Raw genomic sequence first — 13252 nt, forward strand, 5'->3', positions numbered from 1 at the left:
GACGGTCAGCCCTTCGCGTCGATCGCGGCCTGGAGGGACTCCCGGTAGCCGTCGCTGGTGATGGTCGCCCCGGACACCGTGTCGATGTCCGCGCTCTGCGCCTCCAGCGTCTGAGCGATCAGCTTCGGCACCGCGGCCGTCGTCTGCGGGTGGTTCGGCTGCTGGAGCATCTTGACGGCGGTGATCTGCTCGCCCTCGAAGGTCACCTCGACCTGGACGGGGCCCTTCTCCGTGTTCAGGGTCGAGCCCGCGACGACCTGCGAAGCGGGGGCCGAGGAGGCCGGGGCGGACGGCGAGGCGGACGCCGCCGACGCGTTCTCGTCGATCGCGGCCTGGAGGGACTCCCGGTAGCCGTCGCTGGTGATGGTCGCGCCGGACACCGTGTCGATGTCCGCGCTCTGCGCCTCCAGCGTCTGAGCGATCAGCTTCGGCACCGCGGCCGTCGTCTGCGGGTGATTCGGCTGCTGGAGCATCCTCACGGCGGTGATCTGCTCGCCCTCGAAGGTCACCTCGACCTGGACGGGGCCCTTCTCCGTGTTCAGGGTCGAGCCCGCGACGACGTTGGCGGAGGATCCCGAGGACCCGGACGAGGAGGACGCGGAAGGCGCGGGGGTGGTGACCTGGACGGTGGACGTGTCGGCCGACGGTTGGTAGAGCCAGACGGGGACCAGGCCCGCGATGCTCAGCACCACGACAGGTATTGCTCGTTTCACGGTGTCTTCCTCATCCCGCCAGGCTGAAGCGCTCGAAGTGGATCTGCGGCTTGGGCACGTCCAGCTCGCGCAGGCTGCCCAACACCGCGTTCATCATCGGCGGCGGCCCGCACAGGAAGACGTCCCGGTCGGCGATGTCCGGCACCAGCCGGGCCAGCTCGCCGGGCGCCAGCTTGTCCGGGACGGGCGGACCGGTCACCAGGTGCAGTTCGCAGCCCTTGGCCTGGGCCAGGCCGAGCAGCTCGTCGTAGAGGACCGCGTCCCGGTCGGTGGCGACGCGGTAGATGACGACGGCATGCCCCTGCAGCTCCTCCAGGAGGGCGCGGATGGGGGTGACGCCGACACCGCCGGCGATGAGCACGGACTCGGGTCGGGTGCGGTGCAGCGCGGTGAAGGCACCGTAGGGGCCCTCGGCGAAGACGCGCGTGCCGACCTTCACGTGCCGCAGGGAGGCGCTGCCTGCGCCGGCGGCCTTGGCGGTCAGGCGCAGGGTGCGGCCGTCGGGCGCGGCCGACAGGGAGAACGGGTTGGCCTGCCACCAGCGGTCCCGGGTCATGAAGCGCCACAGGAAGAACTGGCCGGCCCGGGCGGGCATGCGGTCGAGGTCGCGGCCGGTCATGTAGACCGAGACGACGTTGTCGGACTCGGGGACGACGGCGGTGACGCGCAGCTGGTGGCGCCAGTTCCGCCACAGCGGCAGCGCCAGGCGGCCGACGAACACCGAGGTGAGCGCGACGCCCCAGACGCCGTACCAGTACGTCGTGGCGGCGGCCGACGAGGTGAAGGTGGTGCCGGCCGCGACCTGGTGGGTGAAGGCCAGCACCACGGCGACGTAGGTGTACAGGTGGATGAAGTGCCAGGTCTCGTACGCGAGACGGCGCCGGGCGTAGCGGCCCGAGACGGCCCCCACCACGATGATGATCGCCAGCGCGACGACCGCGCGGAACACGCCCTCGACCGTCTCGGCGAGGTCGACCAGCTGGCTGACCGGGTCCATGTCGGACGACTCGGCGTAGCCGAAGCTGATGAAGACGACGTGCGCGAGCAGCGTGAACAGGATGCCGAAGCCGGTCCAGCGGTGCCAGGAGGTCAGCCGGTCCATCCCGATGCGGCGGTCGAGCCAGGGCAGCCGGGCCACCAGCAGCAGCTGGAAGGCCATCACGAGCGCACCGTACAGACCTGCCAGTCGGCCCAGCACGATGAGGGCGTTCGACGCGAAGCCGGCCTCGGTGAAGAAGTAGGTCACCACGGCCGCGTTCGCGGCCAGCACGGCGTACAGGCCCGTGCGGGCCACCACCCTGGGGCGTTTTATCGCCGTGGAGGGGACAGGGGGTGATTGGACGGCAGTCACTCGGCGAGCTCCTTGATCGGGGCCGGGGTAACCGAGCTTCCCCGCAGGGAGCTGTCGGTTTACTGTCGTACGACTTTCAAGTGGTTATCGATGTGGCCACGACGGACACCGGCGCTCCGGCCAGGGGGTCCGGTGACGCAGTATGAGCAGGTGGACAAAGTACGACTCCTCGTCGTGGACGACGACCCGCCGATCGCCGACCTCGTGGCGACGGTCGCCCGCTACGAGGGATGGGACGCGGTCACCGCGAACTCGGGCGAGGAAGCGCTGAGCCGCGCCGCCGAGTTCCATCCGGACATCGTGGTGCTCGACCTCATGCTGCCCGACATCGACGGCTTCGGCGTGCTGGACCGGCTCCGGCGCTCCGGAACGATGGTGCCGGTGGTGTTCCTCACCGCCCGCGACGCGGTCGCCGACCGGGTGGCGGGGCTGACCCGGGGCGGGGACGACTACCTGGTCAAGCCGTTCGCGGTGGAGGAGCTGATGGCCCGGCTGCGGACGGTGCTGCGGCGCAGCGCCGGGCCCGGATTCCAGCGCTCCGTGCTGCGCGTGGCGGACCTGACGATGGACGAGGACACCCGTGAGGTGCGGCGCGACGAGCAACTGCTGACGCTCACGCCGACCGAGTACGAGGTGTTGCGCTATCTGATGCGCAAGTCGCCGACCGTGCTGACCAAGGCGCAGATCCTCGACCACGTGTGGGAGTACGGCTTCGGCGGCCGCTCGAACGTCGTGGAGCTGGTCGTCAGCCGGCTGCGCCGCAAGCTCGACGCGACGGGCGAGCCGCTGATCCACACCGTCCGGGGCTTCGGCTACGTGGTCCGGCAGGCCGCGGAGTGAAGGGGGTCCTCCGGCGCTTTCGCCACGTCTATCGCAGACTGCGCCTGGGCACCCGGCTGGCGCTGGGTCTCGGTGCGCTGTCCCTGGTGGTCTTCGCCGTCGTGGGCTACGCCCTGACGATGTACATGCGCGACTACCTGGACAGCCAGCTGGGCTACCAGCTGAAGGTCGTCCAGACCGTGCAGTCCAAGGACGCCGCGGCCAACGGCACGGTGACGCAGAAGCCGTACTGGGGCTGGTTCACCGCGGTGTACGACGTGTCGGACAAGGCGGCGGTCCTGCGCCAGCCCGCCGACATCCCGCACGACATCCGCCCGCTCACCACGCTCGCCGAGACCATGGCGCACTCCGACACCGAGCTGATGCGGACCGTGAGGATCGACGGGGAGGGCGTGTACCGGCTGCGGGCCTGCGAGGTCGAGCCCGGGGTGGTGCTGGTCAGCGCCGCGCCCATGTCGGACATCGAGGACACCGTGGACCGGCTGATCACCGTGCAGGTGATCGCGTTCGCCCTGGCGGTGCTGGCGCTGGTGGTGCTCGGCCGCAAGCTGCTGCGGCGCGGGCTGCAGCCGCTGAGCGACATGGCCTCCACCGCGCACGGCATCACCTCGCACGACCTGACCGAGTCGGCGGCCCGGCTGCCGCTGCGCGCGGACGGCCGGGACGGCGGGCCGGAGGTGGACGAACTGCGCACGGCGTTCAACACGATGCTGGAGCACATCGACGACTCCCTCGCGGTCCGTGCGGAGGCCGAGCAGCGGCTGCGCCGCTTCGTCGCGGACGCCTCGCACGAGCTGCGCACCCCGCTGATGTCCGTACGCGGCTACGCGGACCTCTTCCAGTACGCCGCCGCCAACGCCCCCGGGGAACGCGACAAGCACCTGGCCCGGCTGCGCGCCGAGGCCGCGCGAATGGGCTTCCTCCTCGACGACCTGCTGCTGCTCGCCCGCCTCGACGCGGCCGAGGTGGAGACCCCGCTGCGACCCCTGGAGGCCGACCTGGTGGAGCTGGTCGACCACGCGGCCGACGCGTTCCTCGCGAGCCACCCCGACCATCCCCTGACGGTGGCGGGCGACCCCGAGACGCTGATACTGCGCGTGGACCCGCAGCGCATCCGCCAGGTCCTGGACAACCTCCTCACCAACGCGGCCGTGCACACACCGGCGGGCACCGCGGTGACCGTGACGGTCTCCGCCGAGCCCGGCCGGGCGCTGGTGCGGGTCGCGGACGCGGGTCCCGGCATCCCGCCCTCCGACCGCGGCCGTGTCTTCGACCGCTTCTACCGCGTCGACAAGGCCCGCAGCCGGGACCGCGGCGGCAGCGGTCTGGGCCTCGCGGTCGCCCGCTCCCTGGTCGCGGCGCACGGCGGCACGATCGAGCTGAGCAGCGAGCCGGGGACGACGGTCTTCACGATGGCGCTCCCGCTGGGCCCTCCGAGTCTTACGAAGCCGTGACGTACCGGGCGCGGCCGGGTCGTGCGGGCCGCCCACGGCCCTAGCGTGGCCGCATGCGTGTACTGGTCACCGGCGGTGCCGGGTTCATCGGGTCCCATGTCGTCGAGGCCCTGCGGGCCCACGGGCACGAGCCCCTCGTCCACGACGTCCGCGCCGACCCGGCGTCGGACGTACGCAACCCCGACAGCGTCAGCCGCGCCCTGACCGGCGTCGACGCCGTGTGTCACCAGGCGGCGATGGTCGGCCTGGGCGTCGGCTTCTCCGACGCGGCGGAGTACGTCTCCCGCAACGACCTCGGTACGGCCGTGCTGCTCACCGCCATGGCCGACGCGGGCGTACGACGGCTGGTGCTCGCCGGGTCGATGGTGGTGTACGGCGAGGGCCGCTACACCTGCGCCCGGCACGGGGTGGTCCGGCCCGGCCCGCGCGCGGTCGCCGACCTGGACGCCGGGCGCTTCGAGCCCCTGTGTCCGGAGTGCGGGGCGGAACTGTCTCCCGGCCTGGTCGGCGAGGACGCCCCGGTCGATCCGCGCAACGTCTACGCGACGACCAAGCTCGCCCAGGAACACCTGGCGGCGGCGTGGGCGCGGGCCACGGGCGGCGCGGCGGTGTCGCTGCGCTACCACAACGTGTACGGGCCGGGCATGCCCCGCGACACCCCGTACGCCGGGGTCGCCTCCTTCTTCCGGTCGGCACTCGCCCGCGGTGAGGCCCCGCGGGTCTACGAGGACGGCCGCCAGCGGCGGGACTTCGTGCACGTACGGGATGTGGCCGCGGCCAACCTGGCGGCTCTGGAGGCGGGTTCCCGCTCGGGCGCGCTGACCGTGTACAACACCGGCAGCGGCGAGCCGCACACGGTCGGCGAGATGGCTCGGGCGCTGGCTTCCGCCCACGGCGGTCCGGAGCCGGTGGTCACCGGGGAGTACCGGCTGGGGGACGTGCGGCACATCACGGCGGACTCGGCGCGGCTGCGGGCGGAGCTGGGCTGGAAGGCGGGGGTGGGGTTCGGGGAGGGGATGCGGGAGTTCGCGCGGGCGGGGATGCGCCAAGGCGTGTCCGACTGATCAGGAGTGCGACCCGGCCCACCGAACCCGATCATGCACAAATGGCAACCATTCACCCTTCTCGGGCATTCGGATCAGTTCTAGGATCACGTACAGAGGGCGGGCGGATGGCCGGCCTGTCGACCACCGTCGCCCGTACCGAGCGGAGGCGGAGATGAAAGCGTCGATACGGCGGTCCGCGATCTTCACGAGCGCGGCCGCTCTGGTGATAGCCGTCTGCGGTACGACGGGCACCGCTCGATCCGCGGTCCCGGCCGAGCCGGGCGATGGTGAGTTCCAGTTCGGCTATGTCCTGCCGGAGACGGGACAGCTGGCCTACCTCGGTCCGCCGCAGATCGAGTCGTTGAAGTTCGCGATACAGACGATCAACGATGCGGGCGGGGTACTGGGAAAGCCGGTGCCGAAGGTGGTCTCGAGTGACGAGGCGGGCCAGGAGGCCGTTGCCGCGCAGTCGGCCGACCGGGTCCTCGCGGCGGGCGTGGACGCGATCATCGGCGCCGCGGCCTCCGGCATGTCGCTGGCGTTCATCGACCGGGTGACCGGAGCGGGCGTCGTGCAGTGTTCGGGGTCGAACACCGCACCCACCTTCACCGACTACGAGGACGACGGGTTCTACTTCCGTACCGTCCCGAGCGACGCGTTGCAGGGGCCCATCCTGGCGGACGTCGTCCGCGGTGACGGCCACGACCGGGTGGCCCTGGTCGCACGGGCCGACGACTACGGGCGCGGCCTCCTGGAGACCACGCGGAAGACACTCGAGGACCGCGGTGTGACGGTGGCGCTCGCCGAGACGTACGACCCGGAGGCGAGCAACTTCGACCAGGTCGTCCAGAAGGTGGAGAACTCCAGGCCGGACGCCGCCGTGGTGATCGCGTTCGAGGAAGGCACCCAGATCCTGCAGGGCATGATCGAGTCCGGACTCGGGCCCGACCGGATCGGCGTCTACGGCGCCGACGGACTGCGCAGCGAGGAGCTGGCCTCGCTGGTCTCCCCCGGCCGGCCGGAGCGGCTCGCCGGGATGAAGGGAACCGCGCCGGCATCGGCGGAGAACGAGAAGTACGTGAACGACCTGAAGAAGTTCGCGCCGCAGCTGAAGGAGCTGCAGTTCGCACCGCAGGTGTTCGACTGCGCGACGACCATCGCGCTCGCCGCCGAGAAGGCGGAGTCCGACGACCCGGCCGAGTACGTGAAGGAGATGAACGGGATCACCAAGGACGGCCAGAAGTGCAACTCGTTCGCCGCCTGCAAGGAGCTGCTCGCCGACGGCAGGGACATCGACTACGACGGTGTGAGCGGCCCGCTCGACTTCACCGACAAGGGCGAACCCGGCCAGGCGACGATCGAGGTGTACGGCTACAACGACAAGGGACAGCTGCAGACCCTGCGGACCGAGACCAGCAAGGCCCAGGAGTGACCGGGAGGACGGACAGGCGGAGGAGTCAACGGACGCGGGCGAGCGTGCCGAGGTAGAGCTCGATCACCTTCTCGTCGTGCAACAGGGCCGTACCCGTGCCGGTGTACGCGTTGCGGCCCTGGTCGAGGACGTAGGCACGATCGCAGAACTGCAGGCACCTGCGGGCGTTCTGCTCGACCATGAGGACGGCGACGCCCGCGCTGTTGATCATCTTGCAGCGGTCGAAGACGTGATCCTGATGGAGCGGTGACAGGCCGGCCGACGGCTCGTCGAGCAGCATCAGCCGCGGCTCCATCATCAGCGCGCGCGCCATCGCGAGCATCTGGCGTTCCCCGCCGGACATCGCGCCGGCCTTCTGCCTGCGGCGGTCGGCCAGCAGGGGGAAGAGCTCCTCCACCGCCGCGGCCCGCCGCGCGTAGTCCTTGGGCCGCAGATAGACGCCCATCCGCAGATTCTCCTCGACGGTCAGCGCGGGGAACACGTTCTGCAACTGCGGTACGTAGCCCACGCCCCGCCGGACCAGCTCGTGCGCCGGCCGGTTGGTGACCTCCTCGCCGTGCAGCCGCACGGTCCCGCCGCGCACCCCCAGCAGCCCGAAGACGGCCTTGACGAGTGTCGACTTGCCGGCGCCGTTGGGGCCGATCACGCCGACCACCTCGCCCGGGCGCACCTCGATGCTGCATCCGCGCAGCACGTCGACACCGGGAACGTATCCGGCGACGATGTCGTCGGCCACCAGCACCGGTTCCTGCTTCTCGGCGGACATCACTGTTCCCTCTCCTCGGTCGCCTCGGGTTCGTCGTGCCGCTTGCCCAGGTAGGCGTCCACGACCGCGGCGTTCCGGCCGATCGTGTGCGGTGGGCCCTCGGCCACCAGGCGGCCGTCGGCCATGACTGCCACCCAGTCGCTGATGCCCATCACCACGTCCATGTCGTGCTCGACGAAGCACACCGTCAGTCCCTCGTCCCGCAGCCGGGTGATGTGCCCGAGCAGCGACTGGGTCAGCGCGGGGTTCACCCCGGCCATCGGCTCGTCGAGCATGACCATGACCGGCCGGGCCATCAGCACGCGGGCCAGTTCCAGCAGCTTGCGCTGACCGCCGGAGAGCGTGCCGGCGTGGTCGTCACGCAGGGGCCCGAGCCGGAACCGGTCCAGCAGTTCGTCGGCCCGGCGCTCGAACTCCCGCTCCTGTCCGCGCCACAGCGGCCGCAGCAGGGCGGGCAGCGCCCGCTCGCCGCGCTGCCCGGGCGCGGCGAGCAGCATGTTCTCCATCACGGTGAGCCGGGCGAGCGTCCTGGTGAGCTGGAACGTACGGACCAGTCCCCGCCGCGCCACCCGGTGCGCCGGGGAGCCGGTGAGGGGCTGTCCGTCGAACGACCAACGACCGCCGTCGGCCCGGTCGAACCCGCTCACCACGTTGAACAGGGTGGTCTTGCCGGCTCCGTTGGGCCCGATGAGCGCCGTGATGGCCCCGCGCTGCATCTCCAGGTGCTCGACCCGCACGGCGACGAGGCCGCCGAAGGTGCGAGTCACCTGGTCCAGGACCAGCAGGGGGTCCGGCTTGCGCACCCCCGGTTCGGGAACGATCGCGGAGAGCCGGTCGGCCCCTGTGCCCCCATGGGCCCCGGGACCGCCGGATCCGACCGTGTCAGCGGCCACTGAGCAGCATCTCCTTCCGGCTGCCGAGAATGCCCTGCGGCCTGAACGCGACCAGCAGGATCAGGGCGACCCCGACCAGGGCGAAGCGCACCGCGCCGACCTCGGAGGTACTGACGAGGTCCGGCGAGATGTACTCGGCGTCGATGGCCTGGCGGAGCGCGCTGTCGAGGAAGCTGAGGACGAACCAGAACAGGATCGAGCCGACGACCGGCCCGAGGATCCGCCCGGCACCTCCGAGGACGAGCAGCGTGTACAGGAAGAACGTGACGCCCGGGTCGTAGTTGTCCGGGTTCACGGACTGCACCTGGATCGCCTGCATCATGCCCGCGACCGCTCCGATGACGCCGCCCAGCACGAGGCTCTGCATCTTGTACGCGTAGACGTTCTTGCCGAGGCTGCGCGCGGGAACCTCGTCCTCCCGGATCGACCGGACGACACGGCCCCAAGGGCTGTGGATCAGCAGGGCGAGCAGCACGGAGACCACCACCACCAGCGCCCATGCGACGGTCATCACCCACAGGTCGCGGGAGCTGAACCTCACCAGCCACAGTCCGTAGATGCCGGGCTCGATGGGGTTGAGATCGTAGAAGTCCTTCGCGAACCGCTGCAGCCCGAACACTCCGCCGGTGACCGGCTCGGCCCAGTTGGACCGGTAGAACAGCCGGAGCGTCTCCCCCGCCGCGATCGTGGTGATCGCGAGATAGTCGGCGCGCAGCCGCAGGGTGGGCAGGCCGAGCAGCAGCGCCAGCACGATCGCGCAGGCGACTCCGGCCAGGACGCCGAGCCACATCGGGCCGTCGTACGTCGACACCGTGATGGCGAGACCGTAGCCGCCGACGAGCATGAACCCGACCTGGCCGAAGTTCAGCAGGCCGGTGTAGCCGAAGTGCAGGTTCAGCCCCGCCGCGGCGAGTGCGTAGACGGCCGCGATGGGGCCGATGCCGGAGCGAAGGGCGTCGGAGAGGATGACCGAGAAGTCCATGGCTCGCCCCTCACCCGACGCGTTCCGCCCGGCCGAGGATGCCCTGCGGCCGGACGAGCAGGACCACGATCAGGACGAGCAGCGCCCACGCGTACTGCAGGTCGACCGGGAACCACAGGGTGGACATCTGGGCGACGACGCCGATGACGAGGCTGCCGGCCATCGCCCCGTAGGCGGAGCCGAGGCCACCAAGGATGACCCCCGCGAACATGAGCAGCAGCAGCTTGAAGCCCATGTCCCAGGTGATGATCTCGACGAGGCCGAAGAAGACCCCGCCGAGTGCGGCCAGCCCCCCGCCGAGCATCCACACGAACAGCACCACGCGCTGTACGTCGATGCCCGTCGCCTCCGCGAGATCACGGTTGGCGGAGACGGCCCGGACAGCCGTGCCGATGCGCGTCTTCTGCAGGAGCGCGGCGACGCCGAGCAGCACCAGCACGGCGAGCAGGGTGACCGTGAGGTCCCGGGGGGTGATGCTGGCCGGCCCCACGCTGATCGCGCTCTGGATGTCGTACTGCGCGAAGGAGGCGGGCCGGGTTCCGTACAGCACGAGCACCACGTGCCGCAGCACCAGCGAGAGCCCGATGGTGACGATGAACATGTTGATCAAGCCGGTGCCCCGGGCCCGCAGCGGGCGCCAGAGGCCCCGGTCGACGGCCCCGCCCAGCAGGGCACCGAAGACCACCGCTGCGATGGCGGCGGGGACCAGGTGCCAGCCCGGGCCGGCCGCGGAGACGTTGAGGAAGAACGCGAAGGTGGCGCCGATCGTGACGAACTCGCCGTGCGCGAAGTTGATCAGGTGGATGGTGCCGAAGATCAGCGAGAGTCCGACCGACGTGATCGCGATGATGACGCCGAACTGGACACCGTCGATCAGTGCCTGGACGGCGCGCGCGCCGAACGTGGGACCGCGCGGGGCTTCCTCACCCTGTGCCCGCGCGGAGGCCGCGGACACCGACACGAGGACCAGGGCGACGGCCAGTACGAGCATCCGCTGGTAGCGCACGGCGGTTCCGATATGTCACGAACGTCCCTTGCGGCTCAGTGTAGGACGTGCCGGGCCGATGACACGAGGGCCGGGCCTCGGCCGCCGGCGGCGTCACCTCGGAGCGACGGCCGCCGATGACCTCGTGTACGGCGGCCCCCTGGTGGGCCTCCTCGATCCCGCGCACGAGGCGAGGCGAGGCGGGGGCCGGCATCGGCGGGCGGTGTCCGGCACGCGTGCCGCGCCACCCGGTGCCGAGGACGCCGCGAGGCCCCTCCTCGGGATGAGCGACGAGGAGGGCGTCGCGCGTGATCACACCTCGCCCTCGAAGCGATACCCCATACCCCACACGGTCTGGATCAGACGGGGTGCGGCCGGATCGTCCTCGACCTTCCCCCGCAGCCGCCGGACATGGACTGTCACGGTCGACAGGTCACCGAAGTCCCAGCCCCACACCTCCCGCATCAGGTCCTCACGGCTGAAGACCCGGCCGGGATGCCGCAGGAAGAAGGCGAGGAGGTCGAACTCCCGGACGGTGAGGGCCAGTTCGGTGCCCTGCTTGGCGGCCCGGCGGGCCGCCGGGTCCAGGGTGAGCCCGGCCGCGCGGAGGGTGCCCGAGGGCTCGGCCGGGCGGGCGCGGCGCAGCACGGACTCGACACGCAGGACGAGTTCGCGCGGGCTGAAGGGCTTGGTGACGTAGTCGTCGGCGCCGACCTCCAGGCCGAGGATGCGGTCGTCCTCGTCGCCGCGGGCGGTGAGCATGATGACCGGGACGGGCCCCCGCCCGCGCATCCGTCGGCACACCTCGAGGCCGTCCATGCCCGGCAGCATCAGGTCGAGGACGACGAGGTCCGGCCAGTTCGCGGCGGCCCGGGCGAGCGCGTCGGGCCCGTCCCCTGCGTGGTCGACGACGTATCCGGCCCGGTCGAGGTACCCGGAGACGACCTCGGCGACGGTCGGGTCGTCGTCCACGACGAGGACCCGGGCCCCGGCCCGTTCGTACGGCTGCTGCTCCATGCCGCCAGCCTCGCACCGTCGGCGCTCCGGTGCGGCCCCAGGGTCCCGACGTCCGTGTTTCGTAAGGAGCCGAGGCCCGAAATGCCCGTTTCGCGCTCGTAGGGTGAGAGCCGTGACGACCTCTTCCGATTCTGTTCCGAACCCCGTGTCCGTGGACGTCGTACTCCCCTGCCTCGACGAGGCCGAGGCGCTGCCCTGGGTGCTGGAGCGCATTCCGCCCGGCTGGCGGGCGCTGGTCGTGGACAACGGGTCCACGGACGGCTCGGCCCGCATCGCGCACGCCCTCGGCGCGGAAGTCGTGCACGAGGAGCGGCGCGGTTTCGGCGCCGCCTGCCATGCGGGCCTGACGGCCGCCACGGCCGACATCGTCTGCTTCTGCGACTGCGACGCCTCGCTCGACCCGGCCGACCTGGTGCCGTTCGTGCGCGAGGTGCACGCCGGTGCGGCGGACCTCGTGCTCGGCCGGCGCCGCCCCCGGACGCGCGGCGCCTGGCCACCGCACGCCCGGGCGGGCAACCTCGCCCTGTCCCGGCTGCTCCGCCGCCGCACCGGGCTGCGGCTGCGCGACCTCGGCCCGCTGCGCGCCGCCCGGCGCGAGCCGCTGCTCGCCCTCGGTCTCACGGACCGGCGCAGCGGCTACCCGCTGGAGATGGTCGTGCGCGCCGCCGACGCGGGCTGGCGGATCACCGAGCACGACGTCCCCTACCGCCCGCGCGCCGGCGCCTCCAAGGTGACCGGCACCTGGCTCGGCACCTGGCAGGCGGTACGGGACATGAGCCGCGTACTGACCGAGACCGGGACGTCCACCGAGAAGGGAGTCCACGCGTGACCACGCTGCTCGTCATCGCCAAGGAACCTCGCCCGGGCCGGGTGAAGACCCGGCTGACCCCACCGTTCACACCCCGGGAGGCGGCCGCGCTCGCGGAGGCGTCCCTGGCGGACACCCTGGACGCCGTGGCACGGACGCCCGCACGACGCCGGGTCCTGGTCCTGGAGGGCGAGCCCGGCCCCTGGCTGCCGCCCGGCTTCGAGGTGGTACGGCAGTGCGCCGGCGGCCTCGACGAACGGCTGGCCGCCGCCTTCGCGGGCTGCGACGGCCCTGCCCTGCTCATCGGCATGGACACCCCGCAGGTGACGCCGGAGCTGCTCACCGTGGACTTCACGGACTGCGACGCGTGCTTCGGGCCCGCCGAGGACGGCGGCTTCTGGGCGCTGGGCCTGGCCGCTCCGGACCCCGCGCTGCTGCTGGGCGTGCCGATGTCGACGCCCTCGACGGGGGCCGTGCAGCGGGCACGGCTCGCGGGGCTGAGGGTGCGGGACCTGCCGCCCCTGAGGGACGTGGACACGGCGCACGACGCGAACGCGGTCGCCCGTTCCGCGCCCGGCGGACGATTCGCCACGGAACTGGCCCGGCTCAGTGCGACCGGGGCGCGATGAGCACGGCGGGGGTCGGGGGCGCGACGAGCACGGCGGGAGTCGGGGGACCGGTGAGCACGGCGAGGGTCGCGGGCGCGACGAGCACGGCGGAGGTCGGGGGACCGGTGAGCACGGCGAGGGTCGCGGGCGCGACGAGCACGGCGGAGGTCGGGGGACCGGTGAGCACGACGAGGGTCGCGAGCGCGACGAGCACGGCGGAGGTCGGGGGACCGGTGAGCACGACGAGGGTCGCGGGCACGATGAGCACGGCGGAGGTTTGGGGCCCAATGAGCACAACCGAGGCCACAGGCCCGCGCACCACAGACGCCCAGTGCCCGAAGAGCACAACCGAGGCCA

Annotated in this window: 14 protein-coding genes; 6 read left to right on the plus strand and 8 right to left on the minus strand. The window is 71.8% G+C overall.

Annotated elements, in window-relative coordinates; genetic code table 11:
- Positions 1-5: 5 nt before the first annotated feature.
- Entirely contained in the window at positions 6-713 is a 708-nt protein-coding gene (locus ACFWWR_RS03570) for an FMN-binding protein (protein ID WP_383857338.1), read from the minus strand.
- A 10-nt stretch (positions 714-723) separates the two neighbouring features.
- The gene (locus ACFWWR_RS03575; RefSeq protein WP_383857341.1) at positions 724-2064 is read right to left on the minus strand and encodes a ferric reductase-like transmembrane domain-containing protein; all 1341 of its coding nucleotides are present in this window, start codon (positions 2062-2064) and stop codon (positions 724-726) included.
- A gap of 174 nt (positions 2065-2238) precedes the next feature.
- Between ACFWWR_RS03575 and ACFWWR_RS03580 the strand changes: the two genes are divergently transcribed.
- The 4 genes from ACFWWR_RS03580 to ACFWWR_RS03595 all read left to right on the plus strand — a co-directional run bounded on the left by ACFWWR_RS03580 (position 2239) and on the right by ACFWWR_RS03595 (position 6836).
- The gene (locus tag ACFWWR_RS03580) at positions 2239-2904 is read left to right on the plus strand and encodes a response regulator transcription factor (protein WP_383857778.1); all 666 of its coding nucleotides are present in this window, start codon (positions 2239-2241) and stop codon (positions 2902-2904) included.
- Positions 2901-4358 carry a sensor histidine kinase gene (locus ACFWWR_RS03585; protein WP_383857344.1) on the plus strand — a complete coding sequence of 486 codons (1458 nt, stop codon included), beginning with the start codon at positions 2901-2903 and terminating at the stop codon, positions 4356-4358. The genes ACFWWR_RS03580 and ACFWWR_RS03585 overlap by 4 nt, the downstream gene beginning before the upstream one ends.
- Positions 4359-4411: 53 nt before the next feature.
- The gene (locus ACFWWR_RS03590) at positions 4412-5422 is read left to right on the plus strand and encodes an NAD-dependent epimerase/dehydratase family protein (protein ID WP_384301736.1); all 1011 of its coding nucleotides are present in this window, start codon (positions 4412-4414) and stop codon (positions 5420-5422) included.
- A 154-nt stretch (positions 5423-5576) separates the two neighbouring features.
- Positions 5577-6836, plus strand: coding sequence for an ABC transporter substrate-binding protein (locus ACFWWR_RS03595; protein ID WP_383857351.1), 1260 nt, complete (start codon positions 5577-5579; stop codon positions 6834-6836).
- A 25-nt stretch (positions 6837-6861) separates the two neighbouring features.
- Here the strand turns inward: ACFWWR_RS03595 and ACFWWR_RS03600 are convergent, their stop codons facing one another.
- The 5 genes from ACFWWR_RS03600 to ACFWWR_RS03620 all read right to left on the minus strand — a co-directional run bounded on the left by ACFWWR_RS03600 (position 6862) and on the right by ACFWWR_RS03620 (position 11479).
- On the minus strand, positions 6862-7602 hold the full coding sequence (locus ACFWWR_RS03600) for an ABC transporter ATP-binding protein (RefSeq protein WP_383857354.1): 741 nt from the start codon (positions 7600-7602) through the stop codon (positions 6862-6864).
- On the minus strand, positions 7602-8495 hold the full coding sequence (locus tag ACFWWR_RS03605) for an ABC transporter ATP-binding protein (RefSeq protein ID WP_383857357.1): 894 nt from the start codon (positions 8493-8495) through the stop codon (positions 7602-7604). The genes ACFWWR_RS03600 and ACFWWR_RS03605 overlap by 1 nt, the downstream gene beginning before the upstream one ends.
- A complete protein-coding gene (locus ACFWWR_RS03610) occupies positions 8485-9477 on the minus strand; it encodes a branched-chain amino acid ABC transporter permease (RefSeq protein ID WP_383857360.1) in 993 nt (330 codons plus the stop codon). Before ACFWWR_RS03610 ends, ACFWWR_RS03605 begins: the two co-directional genes overlap by 11 nt.
- A gap of 10 nt (positions 9478-9487) precedes the next feature.
- Positions 9488-10483, minus strand: coding sequence for a branched-chain amino acid ABC transporter permease (locus ACFWWR_RS03615; protein WP_383857363.1), 996 nt, complete (start codon positions 10481-10483; stop codon positions 9488-9490).
- Between the two features lie 291 nt (positions 10484-10774).
- Complete coding sequence (locus ACFWWR_RS03620) at positions 10775-11479, minus strand: response regulator transcription factor (protein ID WP_384301738.1); 705 nt, start codon at positions 11477-11479, stop codon at positions 10775-10777.
- Between the two features lie 103 nt (positions 11480-11582).
- Between ACFWWR_RS03620 and ACFWWR_RS03625 the strand changes: the two genes are divergently transcribed.
- Both ACFWWR_RS03625 and ACFWWR_RS03630 read left to right on the plus strand, forming a co-directional pair.
- A complete protein-coding gene (locus tag ACFWWR_RS03625) occupies positions 11583-12308 on the plus strand; it encodes a glycosyltransferase family 2 protein (protein ID WP_383857369.1) in 726 nt (241 codons plus the stop codon).
- The gene (locus ACFWWR_RS03630) at positions 12305-12916 is read left to right on the plus strand and encodes a DUF2064 domain-containing protein (RefSeq protein WP_383857372.1); all 612 of its coding nucleotides are present in this window, start codon (positions 12305-12307) and stop codon (positions 12914-12916) included. Before ACFWWR_RS03625 ends, ACFWWR_RS03630 begins: the two co-directional genes overlap by 4 nt.
- Here the strand turns inward: ACFWWR_RS03630 and ACFWWR_RS03635 are convergent.
- A complete protein-coding gene (locus tag ACFWWR_RS03635) occupies positions 12894-13163 on the minus strand; it encodes a hypothetical protein (protein ID WP_384301741.1) in 270 nt (89 codons plus the stop codon). The two genes, ACFWWR_RS03630 and ACFWWR_RS03635, sit on opposite strands and share 23 nt — an antisense overlap.
- Positions 13164-13252 lie beyond the last annotated feature (89 nt).

The sequence above is a fragment of the Streptomyces sp. NPDC058678 genome (assembly GCF_042714835.1).
In the GTDB taxonomy this organism is placed as follows: Bacteria; Actinomycetota; Actinomycetes; order Streptomycetales; family Streptomycetaceae; genus Streptomyces.

Bases quoted from the DNA above. Each gene is read 5' to 3' on its own strand.
- ACFWWR_RS03590 (WP_384301736.1), top strand. From the start codon at position 4,412: ATGCGTGTACTGGTCACCGGCGGTGCCGGGTTCATCGGGTCCCATGTC.
- ACFWWR_RS03595 (WP_383857351.1), top strand. From the start codon at position 5,577: ATGAAAGCGTCGATACGGCGGTCCGCGATCTTCACGAGCGCGGCCGCT.
- ACFWWR_RS03600 (WP_383857354.1), bottom strand. From the start codon at position 7,602: ATGTCCGCCGAGAAGCAGGAACCGGTGCTGGTGGCCGACGACATCGTC.
- ACFWWR_RS03610 (WP_383857360.1), bottom strand. From the start codon at position 9,477: ATGGACTTCTCGGTCATCCTCTCCGACGCCCTTCGCTCCGGCATCGGC.
- ACFWWR_RS03620 (WP_384301738.1), bottom strand. From the start codon at position 11,479: ATGGAGCAGCAGCCGTACGAACGGGCCGGGGCCCGGGTCCTCGTCGTG.